Genomic DNA, 23125 nt, shown 5'->3' with positions numbered 1-23125 from the left:
TATAACGGCGGTCGGTTGCATGGGTCCGTCTGCCGTTGTAAGCAACCACGCCGCGCCGGCCGGGAATGTCGGGCCGGGCAAGCCGCTTATCAGGGGAGGGGCCCATGGACCGGGAAGTGATGGAATATGATGTGGTGATCGTCGGCGGTGGTCCCGCTGGCTTGAGCGCCGCCATCAAGATCAAGCAACTGGCCGCGGAAGCCGGCAAGGAAGTCTCGGTCGTCGTCATCGAGAAGGGCTCGGAAATCGGCGCCCATATCCTTTCCGGGGCGATCATGGACCCCAAGGCCCTGACCGAGCTGATCCCGGATTGGAAAGACCAGGGGGCGCCGCTCACCTGCCCGGTGACCGAGGATCGCTTCCTCTTCCTCACCAACGACCAGAACTCGATCCGCTTCCCCAATGCCATGTTGCCGGCTTCGCTCCACAACGAAGGCAACTACATCATCAGCCTCGGCAATGTCTGCCGCTGGCTGGCGACCCAGGCCGAAGCTCTCGGCGTCGAGATCTTCCCGGGCTTCGCTGCCGCCGACATCCTGTTCGACGACACCAAGCAGAAGGTCCTCGGCATCATTACCGGCGACATGGGCCGGGCCAAGGATGGCAGCGAAAAGGCCGAGTTCACCCCCGGCATGGCCTTGACCGGCAAGTACACGCTCTTTGCCGAAGGCTGCCGCGGTTCGCTCGGTAAGCGCCTCATCCAGCATTTCAAGCTTGATGACGGCCGCGATGCGCAAAGCTATTCGATCGGTATCAAGGAACTCTGGGACATCGACCCCAAGAAGCACGTTCCGGGTCTTGCCATGCACACGGCCGGCTGGCCGATGGACACCAGCACCTATGGCGGTTCGTTCCTCTATCACGGCGACAACAACCAGGTGATGGTCGGCTTCGTCATCGGCCTCGGCTATCAGAACCCCTATCTCTATCCGTTCGAGGAATTCCAGCGTTACAAGCATCATCCGGAGATCGCGCAGTTTCTGGAAGGTGGCCGCCGGGTCGCCTACGGGGCCCGCGCCATCGTCACGGGCGGTCTTCAGGCCTTGCCCAAGCTCACCTTCCCCGGTGGTGCGCTTATCGGCGACAATGCCGGCTTCCTCAACGTGCCGCGCATCAAAGGCAGCCACGCCGCGATCAAGACCGGCATGCTGGCGGCGGAAGCTGCCTTCGCGGCTCTTGCCGCCGAGCGCTCGCATGACGAATTGGCCGCCTATCCGGAGGCTTTCGAGAATTCCTGGCTCTATGACGAGCTCTACAAGGCCCGCAACTTCAAGCCCTGGATGAACAAGGGGCTTATCGTCGGCACGTTGATGGCCGGCATGGACCAGAAGCTCTTCGGCGGCAAGGCGCCCTGGACGCTCCGCAATAAGACGCCGGACAATGCCAAGATCAAGAAGAAGGACGCGTTCAAGCCGATCGACTATCCGAAGCCGGACAACAAGCTGTCCTTCGATCGCCTGTCGTCGGTCTTCCTCTCCTCGACCAATCATGAGGAAGATCAGCCCTGCCATCTGACCTTGAAGGACCCGAAGGTGCCGATCGAGGTCAATCTGCCGCTCTATGACGCACCGGAACAGCGCTATTGCCCGGCCGGCGTCTATGAAATCGTGCGCGAAACGGATGGCTCCAACCCGCGCCTGCAGATCAACGCGCAGAACTGCGTCCACTGCAAGACCTGCGACATCAAGGACCCGACCCAGAACATCAACTGGGTGACGCCGGAAGGCGGCGGGGGCCCGAACTATCCGAATATGTAAGCCAGACCCATCGAAATGGGGCCGCTATCCAACTGTGATGGCGGCCCCTTTCTGCTTTGGGCACTTCCTGCTAAGAAGGCTGTTGGAAAAGCGTTTCAACACCTTAAGGCCGTTCCGCTCATGAAAATCCGACCCGCCGCGCCGCGTCTCAAACCGGCTCTCCTCGCTCTGGCGCTGTTACCGGCGATGATCGCCTGCGCCGGTAAGGAAGACGGGGACGGGACCGCGCGGGCGGATTCCTCGACCAATACCGCTGTCACCACGCCGGTCGAACCGCAATGGTCGCTTTCGGGCGCGCTGCTCGCCGGTCGTTTTGCCTTTGCCCAGGGCGATGATGCGATGGCGGCGAAGCTCCTCGGTATCGCGCGGGAAGCGGCCCCCGGCGACCAGGTCCTGGCGACGCGCACGCTTGCTGCCATGATCAATGCGGGCCAGTTCAAGGACGCCGTGAAGCTTGCCGCCGAAATCAAGGCGCAAGGTGCGAAGACGCCCTTCATCGCCTTGGTCGAACTCGTCGACCGCGTTGAGGCCGGGGATTACAAGGCCGCCAAGGCGGCGATCGACAGTTTGAGCGACGACGGCATCGGCCGCGTCACCAAGCCCTTCCTTGGCGCCTGGGTCGAACTTGGCCGCACGGGCCAGTTGGAGCCGGCGACCGATGCCTTGAAGCCGCTCTCTGAATTCAACGGCCTCGGTGCCGTGGTGACGCAGCACACCGCGCTGATGGAAGACCAACTCGGCCGGTCACCGGCGGCTCTCGAGCGCATGAAGGGCGCGGCCGATGCCGGTGCCGGCAGTGCCCGCTTCGTCGAGCTCTATGTCGAATTCCTGCACCGCGCCGGCAAGGCGAAGGAGGCCGCGGCCTTCCTTGATGCCTTCCGCAGCAGCAATTCCGGCGTTGCCGGCGCCATCGCCGACCCACTTGCCGATCGCCTGTCGCGACCGGCGCAGCAGGGGCCGATCGTCGCCACCCCGGCCGAGGGTCTTGCCGAGGCGATGTTCGATCTCGGCTCCATCCTGCAGTCGGAGAATGCCGAGGATCAGGCAAAGCTCTTTGCGCGCCTCGCCCTGGAGCTCGATCCCAAACTCGATATCGCGCGTCTTCTGCTCGGCAATATGATGCAGCAGGCCGAGCGCTACGAAGACGCGGTCGCCATGTATCGCTCGATCCCGAAGGAATCGATCTACCGCTGGTCGGCCGAGATTTCCGTCGCTGATTGCCAGCAGAAGCTCGAAGATGTCGACGGCGCCATCGCGACTTTGAAGGATCTGGTGCAATCCCGCCCGCAGCGGCGCGAGGCGATCGTCGAACTTGGCGATCTTTATCGCCGCGAGAAGCGCTTTGCCGAGGCGGTCGGTGCCTATGATCAGGTCATTGGCGGCATCAAGGACGCTAAGCCCGACGATTGGTCGCTTTTCTACGCGCGCGGCGTCGCGCATGAGCGCAACAAGCAATGGGACAAGGCCGAGCCGGATTTCAAGAAGGCGTTGGAGCTCTCACCCGACCAACCTTATGTCCTCAACTATCTCGCCTATACCTGGGTCGAGCGCCGCGAGAATCTCGACCAGGCGCTGAAGATGCTGAATTCGGCGGTCGAGCAGCGCCCCGAAGAGGGCTTCATTGTCGACAGCTTGGGCTGGGCCTATTTCCAACTCGGCGATTTCGAGAAGGCCGTCACCTATCTTGAGCGCGCAGTCGAACTGCAGCCGACCGACCCGGTCCTCAACGATCATCTGGGCGATGCCTATTGGCGCGTCGGGCGCAAGAACGAAGCGCGCTTTCAATGGCACCGCTCGCTGTCGTTCAAGCCGGAAGCCGATCAGGTCGGCCTTATCGAGGAAAAGCTGAAGAGCGGCCTTGATGCGGCAAAGCCGGAAGCGACGGCGCCCTCGGGCGGCTGATCGTTCGCCGGTTCCTCCACTCGCAAGCGTCATCCCATGCTGGCCCGCGCCAAGATCAATCTCTATCTCCATGTCGTCGGCAAGCGCGACGACGGCTATCACCTTCTCGACTCCCTCATCGTCTTTGCCGAGACGGGCGACGAGATCAAGGTGGCCGAGGCGGGCGACCTGTCGCTCGCCATCGACGGCCCGTTCGGTGCCGGTCTCACCAAGGATGCCGGCAATCTGGTGATGCGTGCAGCACTTGCGCTGCGCGAGCTTACCGACACCAAACGGGGAGCTGCGATCCACCTCACCAAGAATTTGCCGCTTGCCTCCGGTATCGGCGGCGGCTCGGCCGATGCGGCGGCGACCTTGCGCGCACTCATCGAGCTTTGGCGGGTGAAGCCGGACGAAGCGGCCTTGATGAGGCTGGCTGAAAAGCTCGGCGCCGATGTGCCCGTCTGCCTTGCCGGACGTGCGAGCTTCGTGGGCGGGATCGGCGAAGAGATCGCCTCCGCCGGGCGGCTTCCGGAAACCCATATCCTGCTGGTCAATCCCCTGGTCGAAACGCCGACGCCGGCGGTCTTCAAGGCGCGCCGGGGCGATTTCAGCGCGCCGGCCCGCTGGCAAAGCGTGCCGCCAAACGCCGAAGCCCTGGCGACCTATCTCGATGCCCGCCGCAACGACCTGACCGAGCCGGCAATTGTCGTGGCGCCGGTCGTCGCCAATGTACTGGCGGCGATCGCCGCCACACCCAATTGCCTCCTCTCCCGGCTGTCGGGCAGCGGTGCCACCTGTTTCGGTCTTTACCAAACGGCGGCCGAGGCCGAAGCGGCACGACAGCTTCTTGTCAGCCAGCACCCTCATTGGTGGTTTGCCGCCGCGGCTCTATCTCATTGAAAAAATGAGCGAATGGGCCAGTCTGCCGACCTGCGGCCGCTTGGCGCAGACTTTTGTCCGTCTTGTGAAATTCGCAATGCAAGTGCGCTAAATTGGCTTAGAGTTGAAGCCGGATTGGATCGCGGACGGAATGGATCAATCTCAGGCACGCATGACGGCGGTGGAAGAGCAGTTGACAGCTGCTGCAGCCGCGCCTTGTCCGTTGCAGGAAGCGCGCCGCGCCCTGGAAACCTTGCCGCTTGCTGTGGCGACGATCGACCAACACGGCATCGTCAGGTCGGCCAATCGCGTCTGGCGGGAACTTGCCGCGGCCGGTGGCGGCTTGGGCGACCTCAGGACGGATCAAGATTGCCTCGCGCATTGCCGGACGGTCGGCGCCGTGGAGATCGCAGCATCGTTGCGCAATCTGCTGCAGGGGCGGCAGGCGAATTTCATTGTCAAGGATATGCGCTGTGTGTCCCGTCTGGATCGCTGGTTCGATTTCAGCGCGCGTTTCTTCGACGATGGCGGCCTGCCCGGTGCCTTGCTGACGCTCAATGACGTTACCGAGCGACACCAGGCGCTGGCCGATCTCGACGAAAGCGATGCGCGTCACCGTCATGCCGAACGCATCGCGCGGCTCGGTCATTGGCGCCTGCTTCACACCACGGGCGACTGGGCGACCGGCAGCATTGAATATTCTCCACAGGCGGCATCCATTCTCGGTCTGCCATCGGGTGTGCGGACGCACGATCTTCTCGACATGAAGCGGCTCATCCACCCCGATGATCTTGCCCAGGTCCTGGCCACCTATGAGCGTGATGTCGACAGTTACGAGGTCGAATATCGCATCGTCCGTTCCGACGGCGCCCAACTCACCATTCGCGAGACCGGCGAAAGAATGGTCTCGGAAGGCGACGTGACCTGGGAATTCGGAACGCTGCAGGACGTGACCGATCAGCGCCGGGACGAAGACCGGCTGCGGCGCCTCAACGACCAGCTCGAACATCTCATCGAACAGCGCACGACCGAGTTGGTCGAACGCGAATCCCAGTTGGCGCGGGCGCAGGCGCTGGCCAAGATCGGGCACTATACTTGGCGAAAGGTGGACGAGGAGAAAGACAGTCCTCTTTGGCACAAGGGCCTGCGCTATTCGCCGGCTGCCGCGGCGATCTTCGGCGTGACGCCGGCTGACTTGATCATTCCCGATGACGAATTCATCCGTCGCTTCGTGCATCCGGACGATCAGGCCGGCCTCTATCACACCTACATGCACGATTTCCGGCGGCATCTGCTGGGGTCGGAGCCGATCGAATACCGGATCGTGCTCCCCACGGGCGAGGTGCGCTACGTCATCGAAATCGTCGAGCGCATGGCGGGCGAGGGCGAGGAGGTTCTCCAGGTCCTTGGCATGCTGCAGGACGTGACCAACCGCAAGCGCGCGGAACTCGCTCAGCGCGACAGCGAGGCGCGGCTTTCCGCCTTCATGGAAAATGCGCCCTTCATCATGTCCATCAAGGACCTGGAAGGGCGCCTGCAGATGATCAACCGCGAAGGTGCCACAAGTTACGACGCGCCGCAGGACAAGCTGCGCGGTCACCGCACCGAGGAATTGATGCCCGACGCTAGCGGCCGGGCCATCACGGCGATGAGCCGCGAAGTCGTACGGTCAGGTCGCGCCCAGCAGACCGAGATCGAGCTTCCGGGCCGCGACCGCTATCATTGGAGCCTCGAGATCGAATTCCCGATCCGCAATGCCGATGGTGGCATAAACGCGATCGGCGGCTTTGCCGTCGACATCACCGAGCAGAAGAAAGCGGAGCTGGCGTTGCGCGAAAGCGAGACGCGGCTGCGCGCCATCTTCGACCATGTGCCGGTGACATTGTCGCTCAGCGATACGGACGGCCGCTACACGATGGTCAATCGCCGCTTCTTGGAGAAGCTTGGCCGTGAGGAAGCGGACGTTATCGGCCATACGGCTCTCGATATCTTCGGTCCGATGCCGGCGCGGCGGCTGGACGAAAAGAAGGGTGAGGTCATCCGATCGCTGAAGCCCGTCACCTACGAGGCGCGTACCCCTGAGAATATGGGCAACCGCGACTGCGTCTTTACTCATTTCCCGATCCTTCACAACGGTGTCGTTACGGCGGTCGGTACGATTTCGCTCGACCTCACCGAACAACGCGCGGCCGAAGCGGCCTTGCAGCAGGCGCAGAAGATGGAGCTGGTCGGCCAGCTCACCGGCGGCATGGCGCATGATTTCAACAACCTGCTCGGTGCCATCATCGGCAATCTCGATCTCCTGGCGCTGCAGGTCGAAGACCGCCCGGCTGCTGCCGAACTGGTGGCGCGCGCCGTCTCATCGGCCGAGCGCGGTGCGGCTCTGATCCAACGCCTGCTGGCTTTCTCGCGGCGGCAGACCCTGTCGCCGCGCTTCATCGACATCAACGAGCAGATTCAGGGCATGCGCCAGCTGCTCGAACATTCGCTGGGTCCCACCCATTCGATCACCATCCGCACCAGCGCCGATCATCCATTCTCGCGCGTCGATCAAGTGCAGCTCGAAGCGGCGATCCTCAATCTTGCCGTCAATGCCCGCGATGCGATGCCGGCCGGTGGGCGCCTTACCATCGAGACCGCCAATGTGACGATGGCGATCGACCCGACCGAACCGGTGCCGACGCCGCAGATCATGATCGTCGTCGCCGACAACGGCACCGGCATGACGCGCGAGGTGTTGCAGCACGTCTTCGAACCCTTTTTCACCACCAAGCCGGTCGGCAAGGGCTCCGGCCTCGGCCTCAGCATGGTGCATGGCTTTGCCAAGCAATCGGGCGGCCATGTCGAGATTGACAGCCAGGTGGGGCGCGGTACGACGGTCGGGTTGTTCCTGCCTTGCGCCAGCGGCGAACCCGACGAGACCGAAGCCGGCGGCGACCATGATGCGCTCGCTGCCCGGCGCGGGCAGGGCGAGAAGATCCTGATCGTCGAGGACGATCCCGGCATCATGAGCTATTGCAGCGCGGCCCTGCAGCAGCTCGGCTATCAATGCGTGACCGCCAGTGACGGTGCCCAGGCGATGCAGGCCCTGGCCCAACATGGCGACATCGCTCTCATCTTCAGCGATATCGTTCTGCCCGGACCGATGAACGGTGCCGCGCTGGTCGTCGCCGCCCGGCGGCAACGCCCCGATATCAAGGTATTGTTCACCTCAGGCTTCAACGGAACCGAGGGTGGCATGGACAATGCCCTCCCGGCCGGCGATCTCTTCCTCGCCAAACCCTATCGCATCAGCGAGCTGTCGCAGATCATCGCGGATATGCTGAGCGAGCCGGTCTCCGTGCACGCCTGAACAAGCCCTCAATCGCTGAGCAGCGTGCCGCCCTTGCGATGCGCCAGCTTTGTCTTGCCGACGATCATTGAAATGCCGTCGCCGGGCGAGACCAGCTTTCTGAGGCATCGCGACAGAACCAGCCCGTCATTGACGGCACGGATCGCCGTGCGCGCCTTGCTCTGATCTTCGGCCAGCGGATCGACCAGTTCGGCGACAATGTCGCCTTGCTTCACCTCGGCGCCCAGCGCAACCTTGTAGGCGATGACGCCCGCCTTGGGCGCCCGCACGATATCGGTCGCCTCCAAATCCGTGCCGTCGCATAGCAGGGCCGGTGCCGCCCCCGGATTGCCGGCAACCGCACCATGCCGCTGCAGGAATCGATAGAGCCCGGCCGCGTCCGCAACGGCCATTTCGTCGAAAACGTCGGCTTGACCGCGGAACTCGACGGTCGTCCCGAAGCAGGCATTGGGGATGGGGAACTTGTCGCCCACGGCGTCCTGCAGCTTGCTCCAGGGTAGCGAGAAGGTTTCATCGAAGCTCTGCGCCTTGGAATCCACGCAGAGCAGGCCGGCGCGCGCGCCGAGTTCGGCGGCAAGGTCGGAGAACTCCTTCCAATGCATCGGCTGCATGTAGACATGCATCAGGGCTTCGTCGTCGCAATGGAGGTCCAGCACCATGTCCGCATCGTGTGCGAGGCGCGCCAGCTCGACCTTCAGCCGGGCCAGTTCGGTATCCGGGTTCATCTGGTTGATCTTGGCGCCGATGGCCGCGCGCACCGCTTTCACATTGGCCTCGACATCCGGACCCAGCTTGCTACGGACGGCGTCCAGCAGGCCGTCGAACAGGTCGGGCCATTGACGGTTGAAATTGCCGCCGCCGCGCAGCTCATAGCGGCCGCTATGGGCGCCGTTGATGATCTGACCCAGACCGACCGGGTTGGCGACGGGCACGACGATGATCTCGCCCTTGATCTCTCCCTTGGCGTCGGCGGCATCGAGCTGGCGGATGAGATGATGGGCGGCCAGCATGCCCGGGATTTCGTCTGAATGCAGCGAGGCCTGCACATAGGCCTTGGGTCGCGCGCCCTTCGCCCCATAACGGTGGACCAACAGGAACCGTTCGGTGCCCGGGCTCATGGACCCCAGCGAAATGCGCTCGATGCTCTTGCTCATGATGGACTATTCTCCCAATTTTCGGGGGCATTGGGCCGATCCGGACCCGCTCTGTCAACCCCGTGCCGGCCGTTAACGGAGACCTGTTAACGCCCGAAGATCGCGACCTTTCGTGCCGTCCGGAATGCTATAAGGACGCATGAACGAATCGACCAACATATCCGCAGCCAATCCTTATCTTTCCGGCCTCAATGACCGACAGCGCGAAGCTGTTCTTGCGGTTGACGGGCCGGTGCTCGTCCTCTCCGGCGCCGGGACGGGCAAGACACGCGTCCTCACGACAAGGCTCGCGCATATCCTCAACTCCGGATTAGCTTGGCCCTCGCAGATCCTGGCAGTGACCTTTACCAACAAGGCCGCCAACGAGATGAAGGAGCGTATCGGCCTGCTCATCGGCCGACCGGTCGAAGGCTGGTGGCTCGGCACCTTCCATGCGCTGGCCGCCCGCATCTTGCGCGCGCAGGCCGAATTGGTGGGACTGAAGCCCAATTTCACGATCGTTTCGACCGATGATCAGCTTCGCTTGGTCAAACAGCTGATCGAGGCCGAAGGGCTCGATTCACAGCGCTGGCCCTCGCGCGTCGTCCTCGGCCTCATCGAGCGTTGGAAGGATCGCGGCCTGACGCCTGACAAGGTGAGCCGTGCCGAACTGGCCGAGATGGCCTCGGGCCGCATTCTCGATCTCTATCACGCCTATCAGCAGCGCCTGCTGACGCTGAACGCGTGCGATTTCGGCGATCTGCTGCTGCACAACCTCACCATTTTCCAGCGGGCGCCCGACCGGCTCGAGAAGTACCAGCAGCAATTCCGCTATATCCTGGTCGACGAGTATCAGGACACCAACGTCGCCCAATATCTGTGGCTCCGTGCCTTGGCCCAGGGTCACAAGAACATCTGCTGCGTCGGTGACGACGATCAGTCCGTCTACGGTTGGCGCGGTGCCGAGGTCGAGAACATCCTGAAGTTCGAGAAGGACCTCCCCGGCGCCAAGGTCATCCGCCTCGAACAGAATTACCGTTCGACCCCGCATATCCTCGCGGCGGCCTCCGGTCTCATCGCCCATAACGAAGGCCGCTTGGGCAAGACGCTGTGGACCGATGTGGCCGATGGCGAGAAGGTGCGCATCATCGGCTCGTGGGACGGTACCGAGGAAGCGCGCCAGATCGGTGAGGAGGTCGAAAGCCTGCAGCGCCGCGGCACGGAGTTGAAGGATATCGCGATCCTCGTTCGTGCCGGCTTCCAGACCCGCGAGTTCGAAGAGCGTTTCATCACGCTGGGCATTCCCTACCGTGTCATCGGCGGGCCGCGCTTCTACGAGCGCCAGGAAATCCGCGACGCGCTCGCCTATCTCCGTCTCATTCATCAGGCCGATGACGGCCTTGCCTTTGAGCGCATCGTCAACACACCGCGCCGGGGCATCGGCGACACGACCTTGAAGCAGCTCAACGAGATTGCCCGCGTGCAATCGCTCTCGATCCCGGAAGTGGCGCGCCAGATCGTCTCGACCGATGAATTGAAGCCGGCAGCCCGCCGCGCGCTCGGCACCTTCATGAACGATGTTGCGCGCTGGCGGCAGATGGCTGCCACCATGCATCACGCCGAGCTGGCTCAGATCATCCTCGATGAGAGCGGCTACACCGCTATGTGGAAGCAGGACAAATCGATCGAAGCGCCGGGGCGGCTCGAGAATTTGAAGGAACTCGTCCACGCCCTCGAAGACTTCGACAGTCTCGAAAGCTTCCTCGATCACGTCTCCCTCGTGATGGAGAATGCCGAGAGCGGCCCCCGCGACCAGGTCTCGATCATGACCCTCCACGGCGCCAAGGGGCTGGAATTCGACGTCGTCTTCCTGCCGGGCTGGGAGGAGGGGCTCTTTCCCCATCCCCGCTCGCTCGACGAGAACGGCATCAAGGGGCTCGAGGAAGAGCGTCGCCTCGCTTATGTCGGCATCACCCGGGCGCGGAAGCTTGCCATCATCGGTCATGCCGGTTCGCGCCGCATCCATAACCAATGGCAGAATTCGCTGCCGTCGCGCTTCCTCGCTGAACTTCCCAAGGAGCATATCGACCGCCAGGACCATGCCGGCTTCGCGCCGGCACGTACCTCGAATTTCGCTTCGGCGGGATTTGCATCGTCAAACTGGGGCGGCAATGCCGCGGGCTGGGTCGGCAACGGCCGTTCCTTTGCGCAGCGGAAGTCCCAGACGATCGATCTTGAGGCGGAAATCCTGCCCACGACTTCCGGCACCTATCCGCCGGGCGCGCGGGTCTTCCATCAGAAGTTCGGCTACGGCAAGGTCTTGACCGCCGAAGGCGACAAGCTCGAAATCGCCTTCGACAAGGCGGGTGTCAAAAAGGTCATGGCCGGCTTCGTGATGCCGGCGGAAAAGGCGGGGTGAGGGGATGAGTGCCAAGGTGAAACTTTACGCGGTGACGGTCGATTTCGACTTCAAGCCGGAAACCGCTTGGCGGCTGGCGCTTGAAGAGGCGCTGGAACCCTTCGGCGCCGCCCTGGTCAGTTTCGAGACGGACGGCGGCAAGGGCTGGCATATCGAGGTGATCGGCGAGGAAAAGCCGGCGGCTGCCGCGGTCAAGGCCGCGTTGAAGCCCTTTGGCAAGTTACAGGCCGTGATCGCCCCTGTGCCGGACAAGGATTGGCTCGCCGAAAGCCGCAAGGGATTGGCGCCCATCAAAATGGGCCCCTTCTTCATCCACGGCGAACATGACCGGGGCAAGGCGCCGAAGAAGGTCATCCCGCTCGAAATCGATGCCGGCATGGCCTTCGGCACGGGCCGGCACGAAACGACCAGCGGCTGCGTCAAGGCGCTCTTGAAGCTCTCCAAATCGATGAAGGTGAAGAAGGCGCTCGATATCGGCACCGGTACGGGCATCCTGGCCTTCGCGGCGCATCACCTTTTTCACGTGCCGGTCATGGCCGGCGACAATGACAAGGACGCCGTCCGTGTCGCGCGTGAGAATGCCGCCATCAACGGCCTCAAGAAGTCGATCCGTATCGTGGCTTCGGACGGTTACCGGGCCAAGGCCATCCGCGACGGTGCGCCCTATGACCTTATTACCGCCAATATCCTGGCCAATCCGCTCATCTCCCTGGCGCCGGATCTTGCCAAGAATCTTGGGCGGAACGGCCGCGCCATTCTCTCAGGGCTCTTGAAGACCCAGGAGAAGGATGTGCTGGCGGCGCATCAGGCGGTGGGGCTGGAACTCGATTTCCGCATCCGCCAGAACGATTGGTCGGTCCTGGTCCTGAAGCGCAAATCCCGCGCAAAGTGAAACGGCGGCCCGGATCTCTCCGGACCGCCGTTTCGGCGCACTACTTAGGGGAAACTCAGTAGTAGTTGTTTAGGCCGCCTTCGGGGCGTGGACGTCGTTGCTGTTGGCAGCGAGGCCGCGCTCGGCAAGGTTGCCGGCCAGTTCGTCGATATCGCCGCGGATGACACCGATATCCATCAGCTGGCGATCGGTGAGACGCGACAGTTCCTTCGCCGTGGCGCGAGCCGCCGACCAAGCCTTGAGCGGCGCGGTGACGTCTTCTTCCATCGCCTGGACCGAAGCGGGCAGCGGGCCGCTGATGGCGCCGGAGAGACGGGCCACATGGGCCTCGATCTCGTGGCGGGCGAGGCCGATATCGGCCAGCAAGCGGTCATCGAGCGCCTCGAGGGTGGCGCGCGCCTTGCGGCGGCGGTTCCAGTCGATCAGCGGGCGCATCAGGCCGTTGACCACCAGGCGGCTGAATTCGGCGAAGAGGTCGCCGTTCTCACCCGTCGGCAGCGCCTCGCGAGCGAGGGCCGGGATGGCGCCGCGGCCGATGCCGATGTCGTTGAGCGACCGGTCATCGAGGGCGTAAAGCTCGTTCTCCAACTGGGTACGCGCATAGAAGCGGCGACCCGCGTCGGCAATGGCCCGGCCAAAACGCGCAAAGGCAGCGAGGCCGGTTTCCTTGGTGGCGGCAGGCACGTTGAGGGCCACGTTCGACGCCACGTTCTGATTGATCACGATCCGATTCATAGTAACCTTCCAATCCGGCTCTTAAGTTCAGATGGCACCGTTGCCATCACTTCTGTTGTGCGGACAGGCAGAACATAATCTTTACCCCACCCGTTTAGTAGTGGTTTCGCCGCATCGCAGCAATGCGTCTGGCGCATGCAAAACGGTCAAGATGGCAGTGTGATGCATATCACTAAGAACTAATTAAGAAGTTATAGTGACTTAGCAGTCACACTAATTATGGTTAATTAGGAGATTGAGATGGTAACTTCCCCGGATTCAGCGTGCCGTGAGACTTATCAAGGGGATGAAGCGCTGGCTGGATTGCTGAAAAAGCACCAAGCCCACCTGAACATTAACGCTCTTACTGAACTTTTGCCGGGGATCGCGGCGGCCCCCGCCGGCGAGAAGGCGGATGCCTGGATCGACCTCGTGGCCCACAATCCGAGCCCGGCCCTCATCGCCCAGCTCCAGGCCTTCCGGCGCGAGAAGGAATCGCGCGAGGCCACGACCCGCGCCCAACCGATCGCGGCACGCCTCACCCTCCTGCGCGAGGCGCTGAAGCGGCAGGGCCTCGACGGCTTCATCATCGGGCGGGCCGACGAGCATCAGGGTGAATATGTTCCCAAGAATGCCGAGCGCCTCGCCTATGTCTCCGGCTTCACCGGTTCGGCCGGCATGGCGGTGGTCCTGGGCGACAAGGCCGCGATCTTCGTCGACGGCCGCTACACGATCCAGGTGAAGGACCAGGTCGACCCGGCACTCTATATATACCGCCACCTCGTGACCGAGCCGGCCGATGCCTACATCGCCGCCGAGGCCAAGCCCGGGCAGAAAATCGGCTTCGATCCCAAGCTCTTCACCCCCGACCAGGCCGGCCGTTTCCGCGCCGCCGCCAAGCGGGCGGGGGCCGATCTCGTCGCCGTCGCGAAGAACCCGGTCGATGAGATCTGGGCCGGCCGCCCGGCCGATCCCATTTCTCCGGTCCTTCCCCACGATATCAAATTCGCCGGTGAGGCCTCGGGCGAGAAGCGCCGGCGCTTGGCCGAACGGCTGAAGGCCGACGGCAGAAAGGCCGCCGTCATCTCCGGCCCGGATTCGCTCTGCTGGCTCCTCAACATCCGCGGCGCCGATGTGCCGCGGACACCCTTTGCCCTGGGCTTCGCCGTGCTCCATGACGATGCCCGCGTCGATCTCTACATGGACCGGCGCAAGCTGACGCCCTCGGCGCTCGCCCATCTCGGCAATGAAGTCGCCGTGATGCCGCCCGACGCGTTCGGTGATGGGCTTGCGGCACTCGGCTCGTCGAAGGCCAGCATTGCCATCGATGGCGCGACGGCCTCCGAATGGGTCTATGACACGCTCGCCAAATCCGGCGCCCGCGTCAGCGTCGGCGAATGCGTCTGCGCTTTGCCCAAGGCAGCGAAGAACGAGACGGAAGTCCAGGGTTCGCGCAACGCCCATACACGCGACGGCGCCTCCATCGCGCGCTATCTCGCCTGGCTCTCGGTCCGCGCGCCGAAAGGTGGCTTGAAGGAGATCGAAGCCTCGGACCAGCTGGCAAGCTACCGCCACGGCAACGAGTATTTCCGCAACCTCTCCTTCGACAGCATCTCGGCGGCCGGCCCCAATGGCGCCATCTGCCATTACCATGCTATGCCCGAGACGCAGCGCGAGATTCCGGTGAACTCGCTCTATCTCATCGATTCAGGCGGGCAATATCTCGACGGCACCACCGACATCACGCGCACGGTGGCGGTGGGGACGCCGACCCAGGAAATGAAGGAGTGCTTCACGCGGGTGCTCAAAGGCCACATCGCGCTCGGCACCGCACGCTTCCCGCGCGGCACCACCGGCTCGGCGCTCGATGCGCTTGCCCGGAAGCCGCTCTGGGATGTGGGCCTCGATTACGATCACGGCACCGGCCACGGTGTCGGCTCCTACCTCTCGGTGCATGAAGGCCCGCAGCGCATCTCCAAGGTGCCGAACCGCGTCGCCCTCGAGCCCGGCATGATCATTTCGAACGAGCCCGGCTATTACAAGGAAGGCGAGTTCGGCATCCGTATCGAGAATCTCGTCGTCGTGCGGGACGTGAAAGACCATCCGGGCTGGCTCGAATTCGAAACGCTCACTTTGGCGCCGATCGACTTGAACGCGATCGAGAAGAAGCTGCTGACCGCGGAAGAAATCGCCTGGCTCAACGCCTATCATGCCCGCGTCCGCGCGGCTTTGGCCCCGCAACTCTCTGGCAGCGATCTCGCCTGGCTGAACGAGGCGACACGCGCGATCTAAGCAAGCCCCCTCTCCCTAGCCCTCCCCCACGTTGGGGGGAGGGAATCTCAGCGAGCTTGAACGCAATGCTATCGCGAACTCGGTGAGCTCCCTCCCCCCAACGTGGGGGAGGGTCGGGGAGAGGGGGTGTTTCCGCTATTCGTCCTCTGCCTTCACGCACACATCCCCTCCCCCCTTGAGGGGGAGGGCCAGGGAGGGGGGGTATCGCTCCACCAAAGCGAAAGAGCGGTGACTGAGATGCGCCATATCCCCCGCCAGCGCGTTCCGCGCGACCTCCCCCTCAAGGGGGAGGTGAGTTGCCTAAGCCGTGGTTCGATTGCTTGGTTTTCCTCAGTCGAAAAACTGCAGGCCGTCCCAAGGCTGTTTCTTCGCTGCGGCAATACGCGCGGCGAGACCGGAGACGTGGATCTCCAGTTTGTGACCATTCGGATCGATGAAATAATGCGATTCACCCTCGCTGCTGTTCTGCTGCCAGGTTTCCGCGCCGGATGCGATGATGCGTTCCCGCATCGCCTGAAAATTCTCTGGCGAAACTGTAAACGCGGCATGTGTGTATTCAGGTAGCGGTCCAGCGCGTGTTTTGTCGTCGAGCGTAAGTGCCAGCCACAGATCGCCCGCCGCGAGATAGGCACCCTTCGGCCAGCGGGCGACCGCCTTCAGGCCCAGAACCTCCGCATAGAAGCGAAACGAAACATCTAGGTCTCGGACCGCAAGTGTTAGGTGATTGAGGCCCGTGATCACCACCGGCTCCAACGTCGCCACCTCACGCCCTGAAAATCTTCCCCGGATTCATCCGGTTGTCCGGATCGAGCGTCGTCTTCAACTGCCGCATCACCGCGACGGCCGAGCCGTGCTCGGCTTCGAGGAAGGGGATCTTGCCGAAGCCGATCCCGTGTTCGCCGGTGCAGGTGCCGCCCATCGCGATCGCGCGGTGGGCGAGGCGGTCGGTCAATGCTTCTGCCCGCGCCGCTTCCTCCGGATCGTCGGGGTTGAGGATGATGCAGAGATGGAAGTTGCCGTCGCCGACATGGCCGACAAGCGGTGTCAGCAGGCCGGACTTTGCGACATCTTCCTTCGTCTCCAGGATGCAATCGGCAAGTCTTGAGATCGGCACGCAGACATCGGTCGGCCAGCCCTTGGCGCCGGGGCGCAAGGCGAGACCGGCATAGAAAGCGTCATGCCGCGCCTGCCACATCTTGGTGCGGTCCTCCGCTTTCGAGGTCCATTTGAAATCGCTCATGCCGAATTCGCCGCCGATCTCGCCCACCAATTCCGATTGTTCGGCGACACCTTTCTCGGTGCCGTGGAATTCGAAGAAGAGAGTGGGGCGGACGGCGAAATCGAGCTTCGAATATTTGTTGATGGCGTCGATCTGGACCTCGTCGAGGAGTTCGATACGCGCCACCGGCACGCCCGCCTGGATGACGCGGATGACCGTGTTCACCGCCGACCCGATATCGGGGAAGTTCGCAACCGCCGCGGCCATCGCTTCCGGTACGCCGTAAAGACGCAGGCGGATTTCGGTGATGATGCCGAGCGTCCCTTCGGAGCCGACGAAGAGGCGCGTCAGATCATAACCCGCGGCCGATTTCCGTGACCGCCCGCCGGTCTGGATGATGCGCCCGTCCGCCAGCACGACGGTGAGGCCCAGCACGTTCTCGCGCATGGTGCCGTAACGCACCGCATTCGTGCCGCTGGCCCGCGTCGCCGTCATGCCGCCGATGGTGGCGTCGGCGCCGGGATCGATCGGAAAGAAGAGGCCCTGATCCTTGATATAGGCGTTGAGCTGCTTCCGCGTCACGCCCGCCTGGACCTTCACGTCGAGATCGTCGGCATTCACCTCGACCACCTTGTTCATGCGGCCCATGTCGATGCTGATGCCGCCGTCGAGTGCTGCCACATGACCCTCGAGCGACGTGCCGACGCCGAAGGGGATGATCGGCGCGCCGAACTCCGCGGCCACTTTGGCGATGGCCGAAACCTCTTCCGTCGATTCCGGAAACACCACCACATCGGGTGCGTGGCTCGCATGATAGGATTCGTCGTGCCCATGCCGGTCGCGGATGCCGGCATTGGTCGAAACCTGATCGGCCTTCAGAATCTTCTGCAACGCCTCGACGAGGCCGGGAACATTCAAATTGCGCTGCGGGCGGGCGATAGCGGTCATGGTGCGGGTCCTTGTCGAAATCTGTCTGCGGAGAGAACCCCCACCCTGACCCTCCCCCTGAAGGGAGAGGGAACCTTAAGCGAGTTCGCACGGACGCTTCTGCAAACTCGGTGATATCCCCTCTCCCTGCGAGGGGGAGGGTCAGGGTGGGGGTGCGCGCAAGCGAACTTTCCTAAACCCTATCACACCGCCTGCCGCCGTGACCTCAGAATATGCGCGGTGACCGCCCCGAAAACGAGCAAGCCCCCAATCATCGTGTAGCTATCCGGCATGATTCCGAACGCTATCCACACCCAGACCGGCGCCAGCGGCGCATCGAGGGCGCCGATGAGGGCTGTCTCGACCGGCGGCAGCAGCCGCGCCCCCAGGGTGAAGAGCACAAGACCCAGGGCCGAATTGACCAACCCGAACAGAACGAACATCGCCCAAACCGGCGCGCTGTAGAGTGCCGGATCGCCCGCGAAGGGCAGGGCCACCAGGGCGCTCAATGCCGCCGACAGGGCCGCCGCCGCCAGGGTGGGGATGCCGTCGAACCGCTTGGCGACGATCATCATCAGCGCCAGGCACAGGGTCATGCCGAAGGCCAGCAAATCGCCCCACAAACCGATGCCAATCAAGCCAGCCCCCGATGACAGGCCGGGGACGACCATGATGACGACGCCGATGAACGCAACGCCAGCTGCAATCATGGCGGCCTTTCCCGGCCGGATGCGCAACACCAGCCAGCCGGTGGCGGCGGCGATGAAGGGGGCGGTGCCATAAATGATGGCGACATGGGCGACGCTGGTCAGCGTCAGCGCGGTGATGAAGCACAGCATGCCGATGCCGGAGATGGCGGCATAAAGCCAGCCGGGCACGCCCAGCCGGCGAAGGTCGCCCCAAGCCGCGTGGCCGCCCCGCATCGCCATGAAGGCGAGGATGCCGAATGCCCCGAAGATGCCGCGCCACAACAGCAGCGACCAATTGTCGAGCCCGAGCCAGGTGGTGAAAAAACCCGAGGTGCTCCAGGCAATCGCCGAGCACGTGGTGAGGATAAGACCCAGGCGATAGCTGTTCTGCATGAAGCGGCCGCCTCCTTTCTGTCGCGGCCAGCGAGATCTATCCCATCACTCCTGACAACCTTTTGTCAGGAGTGATGCTAGACTGGCGCCCATGTCCCGCTCCGACCGCCTCTTTGATCTTATCCAGCGCCTGCGGGCGGCGAAGAAGCCGCTGCGCGCCGCCGATCTCGCCCGCTCGCTCGAAGTGACGGAACGCACGATCTATCGCGACATGGCGGCCCTCCAATCCATGCGGGTGCCCGTCGAAGGTGCTGCCGGCATCGGCTATGTGATGCGGAGCGGCTTCGACCTGCCCCCGGTCAATTTCGATGCCGAGGAGGTGGAGGCAATCCTGGTGGGTCTCTCGCTGCTGGCACGGACCGGCGACAAGGCGCTCCTCAAGGCGGCGGGACGGGTGGGAAGCAAGCTCGGCACCGTGCTGCCGCCGGACCGGTCGAAGCTGCTCGACGGCCGCCATCTGCAGGTCTCGCGCTGGGGCGTTGCCACCGACATCAAGCTCGACATGGGCCAGCTGCGCCAGGCGATCCGGGAGGAACGCAAGCTCGGCATTCGCTATGTCGATGAAAGAGGCCGGCGCTCCACTCGCAAGCTGCGCCCCATCGGCATCATCTATTGGATCGAAGTCGTCGTGCTGGTGGCCTGGTGCGAAAAACGCCGCGCCCTTCGCCACTTCCGCCTCGACCGCATCGAAGCGTGCCGCCTGCTCAAGGAAGATTTCCGCGGGCAGGGCGATGGATTGCGCGCCAAGTGGCAGGCTGAAGCGGCTGATCTCGCGGCGAGGTGAACTACGGCTGCACCCCGACCCTAACCCTCCCCCTGAAGGGAGAGGGAATTTCACGGAGTTCGCTGAGGCGTTGGTGCAAAACCGGCTCTAGTGCCCTCTCCCTTCAGGGGGAGGGTTAGGGTGGGGGTATCGCGAAGCGAGCGAGTGTCGCGCAAGCGAGTTAGTGGCGAAGTGGCGACCGCCTCACTCCCGCCCATACCCCCCGCCGCCCGGCGTCTCGACGAGGAACACATCGCCCGGCTGCATCTCCGCACCGTCCGTGCCCTTCAGCACCTCGACACGGCCATCCGAGCGGATGACGCTGTTCTTCCCCACGGCGCCTTCGCCGCCACCCGCCAATCCATAGGGCGGCACGCGGCGGTGGCCGGAGAGGATGCCGGCGGTCATTTGTTCCAGGAAGCGCACGCGGCGCACGACACCGTCGCCGCCTCTTTGCTTACCCTGGCCGCCGCTGCCGCGCCGGATATGGAAATCCTCCAGCAGCACGGGGAAACGGAATTCCAGCACCTCCGGGTCGGTGAGGCGCGAGTTGGTCATGTGTGTCTGCACCGCATCCGTGCCGTCGAAATCAGGCCCGGCGCCGGAACCGCCGGCGATGGTCTCGTAATATTGATGGCGTTGGTTGCCGAAGGTGAAATTGTTCATCGTCCCCTGCGCCGCCGCCATCACATTCATGGCGCCATAGAGCGCGTCGGTGATGCATTGCGAGGTCTCGACATTCCCCGCGACCACCGCAGCCGGGTAAGCGGGCCGCAGCATCGAGCCTTCCGGAATGACGATGTCGAGTGGATCCAGGCAGCCCTGGTTCATCGGGATCTCGTCATCGATCAGCGTGCGGAAGACATAGAGCACGGCTGCCTTGGCGACGGCGGAGGGCGCGTTGAAATTGGTAGCAAGCTGCGCCGATGTGCCGGTGAAATCGACCTTGGCACGGCGCGCGCTGTGATCGACCGTCACCGCCACCTTGATGACGGCGCCGTCATCCATCTCATAGGCGAAGCTGCCATCCTTCAACCGGTCGAGCACGCGCCTGACCTGCTCGGCGGCATTGGCCTTCACATGGTTCATATAGGCTTCAACCACACCGAGACCGAATTGCCCGACCATGCGATGCAGTTCCTGGACACCCTTCTCATTGGCGGCGATCTGCGCGCCGAGATCGGCAATGTTCTGGTCCGGATTGCGCGCCGGATATTTGCCGGAGGCGAGCAGGGCGCGCATCTCCTTCTCCAGCATGACGCCGCGGTCGACCAGCTTCACATTGTCGATGAGGATTCCTTCCTCCTCGACGCTCTTGCTGTAGGGCGGCATGGAACCGGGCGTGAGGCCGCCGATATCGGCATGGTGCCCGCGGCTTGCCACATAGAAGAGGATGCGCGCGCCGGTCTGGTCGAAGACCGGCGTCACCACCGTGATGTCAGGAAGATGCGTGCCGCCATTATAGGGTGCGTTCAGCACGAAGACGTCGCCCGGCCGCATATCGGTACCGCCGTCCTTCGTGCGGTGGGCGCGGATGACACTTTCGACGCTCTCGCCCATCGAGCCCAGATGCACCGGCATGTGCGGCGCATTGGCGATGAGATGCCCCGCCGCATCGAACAGTGCGCAGGAGAAATCGAGCCGCTCCTTGATGTTCACGGAATGGCTGGTCTTCTCCAGGGTCGATCCCATCTGCTCGGCGATCGACATGAAGAGATTGTTGAAGATCTCCAGCATCACCGGATCGACCTCGGTTCCGATGGCGTGTCGGCGGAGCGCTGCGACATAGCGTTCCATCACCAGATGCCCGCGATCGTTCAGGATCGCGCGCCAGCCTGGCTCGACGACATTGGTCGAGATGGGTTCCAGGATGATGGCCGGTCCATCAATCTTCTGTCCGGCGCGCAAGTCGGCACGGTCATAGACGGGCGCGCTTAGGGCTTCGCCATGCGCCCAGAAGGGGACGGTCGCAAGCGGTGCCGCGTCGGCGGCGCGCGGGGTCAGCAGCGGATCGCTCACCTGCTCGGTCTTGCCGATCGCCTCGACCGAAATGGAATCGACGATGAGCGCCTTGGCCGGAACGATGAAACCGTAACGCTGGCGGTGCGCCTCCTCGAAGCCGGCCTTGATGTCGGCGGCCGTGCCGAAGGTGGTGATGAGCGGCGCGTCGGTGCCGGCATATTTCACATGCACCTGGCGCTGGATCTCGATCTTGTCGGCGGTAATCCCCTGGGATCCGATCTCGGCACGCGCGGCTTCCGCCATCGCATCGAGTTCGGCAGCGAGGCCTTCGGTCAGTTGCTGGTCGAGCACGCCTTCCACGCTCTTGTGGCGAATGGCGCGGATGTCCGCCAACCCCATGCCATAGGCCGAGAGCACGCCCGCCAGCGGGTGCAGGAAAATCCGGGTCATGCCGAGCGCATCGGCTACCCGGCACGCATGCTGGCCGCCGGCACCGCCGAAGCAGGCCAGCGCATACTTGCTGACGTCATAGCCGCGCTGGATCGAGATTTCCTTGATCGCATTGGCCATGTTGGCGACGGCGATGTCGAGGAAGCCTTCCGCCACGTCTTCCGCCCGTGGCTGCTTGCCCGTCGCCTTGGCGATCTGGCCCGCGAGTTGGGTGAATTTCTCGACCACCACCTCGCGGTCGAGCGGCTGGTCGCCCTCGGGGCCGAAGACCTTGGGGAAGAAATCGGGGTGGAGCCGCCCCATCATCACGTTGCAGTCGGTCACCGCCAGCGGCCCGCCGCGCCGATAGGAGGCCGGACCCGGATTGGCGCCGGCCGAATCTGGACCCACCCGATAACGTGACCCATCGAAATGCAGGATCGAGCCGCCGCCTGCCGCGACGGTATGAATGAGCATCATCGGCGCGCGCATGCGCACGCCCGCGACCTGCGCCTCATAGGATCGTTCGAACTGGCCGTTGAAATGCGAGACGTCGGTCGAGGTTCCGCCCATGTCGAAGCCGATGATCTCGTTGAAGCCTGCTTGGCGTGCTGTCTCCACCGCGCCGACGATGCCGCCGGCGGGACCTGAGAGGATGCTGTCCTTGCCCTGGAACTTCGCCGCGTCGGTGAGGCCCCCATTCGACTGCATGAACATCAGGCGGGTCGTCTTGTTGCCGATCTCGCCCGCCACCTGGTCGACATAGCGCCGCAGGATCGGCGAAAGATACGCATCGACCACCGTCGTATCGCCCCGGCTCACCAGCTTCATCAGCGGCGAGACTTCGTGACTCACCGAGATCTGGGTGAAGCCGATCTCCTCGGCCAGTTTCTTCAGGGCCTGTTCATGGGCGTGATAGCGGAAGCCATGCATCAGCAGGATGGCGATGGCGCGGTAGCCCTTCTTATGAGCTGCCGCGAAATCGCTGCGCGCTTTATTGAGATCGAGCGGCGTCAGCACCGTGCCGTTGGTATCGACCCGCTCATCGATCTCGATCACGTCCCGGTGCAGCAGTTCAGGCAGTTCGATCTTGCGCGCGAAGATCTTCGGCCGGTTCTGGTAGGCGATGCGCAGCGCATCCCTGAAGCCCCTGGTGACGGCCAGCACCACCGCCTCGCCCTTCCGCTCGAGAAGGGCGTTGGTGGCGACGGTCGTTCCCATCTTGATCGCCGCTACGTCGGCGGGCAGCGGCGCATCGGGGGCGAGACCCAGGATCGCGCGGATCCCCGCCATCGCCGCATCCCTGTAGCGTTCCGGATTCTCCGACAGAAGCTTATGCGTGATGAGCTTGCCATCGGGCGCCTTCGCCACGATATCGGTGAAGGTCCCGCCGCGATCGATCCAGAACTGCCAGCTCATCT

General features: G+C 63.5%; 14 protein-coding genes. 8 read left to right on the top strand and 6 right to left on the bottom strand.

Going from position 1 to position 23125, the window contains the following annotated elements; translation table 11 throughout:
- Positions 1-104: 104 nt before the first annotated feature.
- From ACE3PP_RS16690 to ACE3PP_RS16675, 4 genes are all read left to right on the top strand, one after another.
- Entirely contained in the window at positions 105-1757 is a 1653-nt protein-coding gene (locus tag ACE3PP_RS16690) for an electron transfer flavoprotein-ubiquinone oxidoreductase (protein ID WP_374384330.1), read from the top strand.
- A 120-nt stretch (positions 1758-1877) separates the two neighbouring features.
- Positions 1878-3659, top strand: coding sequence for a tetratricopeptide repeat protein (locus ACE3PP_RS16685; RefSeq protein ID WP_374384329.1), 1782 nt, complete (start codon positions 1878-1880; stop codon positions 3657-3659).
- Between the two features lie 36 nt (positions 3660-3695).
- Complete coding sequence (locus ACE3PP_RS16680; RefSeq protein WP_374384328.1) at positions 3696-4541, top strand: 4-(cytidine 5'-diphospho)-2-C-methyl-D-erythritol kinase; 846 nt, start codon at positions 3696-3698, stop codon at positions 4539-4541.
- 130 nt (positions 4542-4671) lie between these two features.
- Positions 4672-7872: a PAS domain S-box protein gene (locus ACE3PP_RS16675; RefSeq protein ID WP_374384327.1), complete on the top strand. Its 3201-nt coding sequence runs from the start codon at positions 4672-4674 to the stop codon at positions 7870-7872.
- A gap of 8 nt (positions 7873-7880) precedes the next feature.
- Here ACE3PP_RS16675 and ACE3PP_RS16670 read toward each other — a convergent pair whose 3' ends face one another.
- On the bottom strand, positions 7881-9026 hold the full coding sequence (locus ACE3PP_RS16670) for a succinylglutamate desuccinylase/aspartoacylase family protein (RefSeq protein WP_374384326.1): 1146 nt from the start codon (positions 9024-9026) through the stop codon (positions 7881-7883).
- A gap of 139 nt (positions 9027-9165) precedes the next feature.
- Here ACE3PP_RS16670 and ACE3PP_RS16665 point away from each other — a divergent pair, with 139 nt between their 5' ends.
- Positions 9166-11424 (top strand): ATP-dependent helicase, encoded by a 2259-nt coding sequence (locus ACE3PP_RS16665; RefSeq protein WP_374384325.1) that lies wholly within the window; start codon positions 9166-9168, stop codon positions 11422-11424.
- Between the two features lie 4 nt (positions 11425-11428).
- Positions 11429-12316: a 50S ribosomal protein L11 methyltransferase gene (locus ACE3PP_RS16660; RefSeq protein WP_374384324.1), complete on the top strand. Its 888-nt coding sequence runs from the start codon at positions 11429-11431 to the stop codon at positions 12314-12316.
- A 69-nt stretch (positions 12317-12385) separates the two neighbouring features.
- On the opposite strand, the gene ACE3PP_RS16655 is transcribed toward ACE3PP_RS16660, so the two are convergent.
- The gene (locus ACE3PP_RS16655; RefSeq protein ID WP_374384323.1) at positions 12386-13051 is read right to left on the bottom strand and encodes a DUF1127 domain-containing protein; all 666 of its coding nucleotides are present in this window, start codon (positions 13049-13051) and stop codon (positions 12386-12388) included.
- 240 nt (positions 13052-13291) lie between these two features.
- Here ACE3PP_RS16655 and ACE3PP_RS16650 point away from each other — a divergent pair, with 240 nt between their 5' ends.
- Positions 13292-15322 carry an aminopeptidase P family protein gene (locus tag ACE3PP_RS16650; protein WP_374384322.1) on the top strand — a complete coding sequence of 677 codons (2031 nt, stop codon included), beginning with the start codon at positions 13292-13294 and terminating at the stop codon, positions 15320-15322.
- Positions 15323-15652: 330 nt separating this feature from the next.
- On the opposite strand, the gene ACE3PP_RS16645 is transcribed toward ACE3PP_RS16650, so the two are convergent.
- The 3 genes from ACE3PP_RS16645 to ACE3PP_RS16635 all read right to left on the bottom strand — a co-directional run bounded on the left by ACE3PP_RS16645 (position 15653) and on the right by ACE3PP_RS16635 (position 18550).
- Positions 15653-16063, bottom strand: a complete 411-nt coding sequence (locus ACE3PP_RS16645; protein WP_374384446.1) for a fosfomycin resistance glutathione transferase — start codon at positions 16061-16063, stop codon at positions 15653-15655.
- Positions 16064-16085: 22 nt separating this feature from the next.
- Positions 16086-17489 (bottom strand): FAD-binding oxidoreductase, encoded by a 1404-nt coding sequence (locus ACE3PP_RS16640; RefSeq protein ID WP_374384321.1) that lies wholly within the window; start codon positions 17487-17489, stop codon positions 16086-16088.
- A 182-nt stretch (positions 17490-17671) separates the two neighbouring features.
- On the bottom strand, positions 17672-18550 hold the full coding sequence (locus tag ACE3PP_RS16635; RefSeq protein ID WP_374384320.1) for a DMT family transporter: 879 nt from the start codon (positions 18548-18550) through the stop codon (positions 17672-17674).
- A 91-nt stretch (positions 18551-18641) separates the two neighbouring features.
- Between ACE3PP_RS16635 and ACE3PP_RS16630 the strand changes: the two genes are divergently transcribed.
- Entirely contained in the window at positions 18642-19334 is a 693-nt protein-coding gene (locus ACE3PP_RS16630) for a helix-turn-helix transcriptional regulator (protein ID WP_374384319.1), read from the top strand.
- Positions 19335-19517: 183 nt separating this feature from the next.
- Here ACE3PP_RS16630 and ACE3PP_RS16625 read toward each other — a convergent pair whose 3' ends face one another.
- Entirely contained in the window at positions 19518-23123 is a 3606-nt protein-coding gene (locus ACE3PP_RS16625) for a hydantoinase B/oxoprolinase family protein (protein ID WP_374384318.1), read from the bottom strand.
- Positions 23124-23125 lie beyond the last annotated feature (2 nt).

The sequence above is a fragment of the Dongia sp. genome, from assembly GCF_041910485.1.
In the GTDB taxonomy this organism is placed as follows: Bacteria; Pseudomonadota; Alphaproteobacteria; order Dongiales; family Dongiaceae; genus Dongia.
This window is presented reverse-complemented; position numbering and strand designations above follow the sequence as displayed.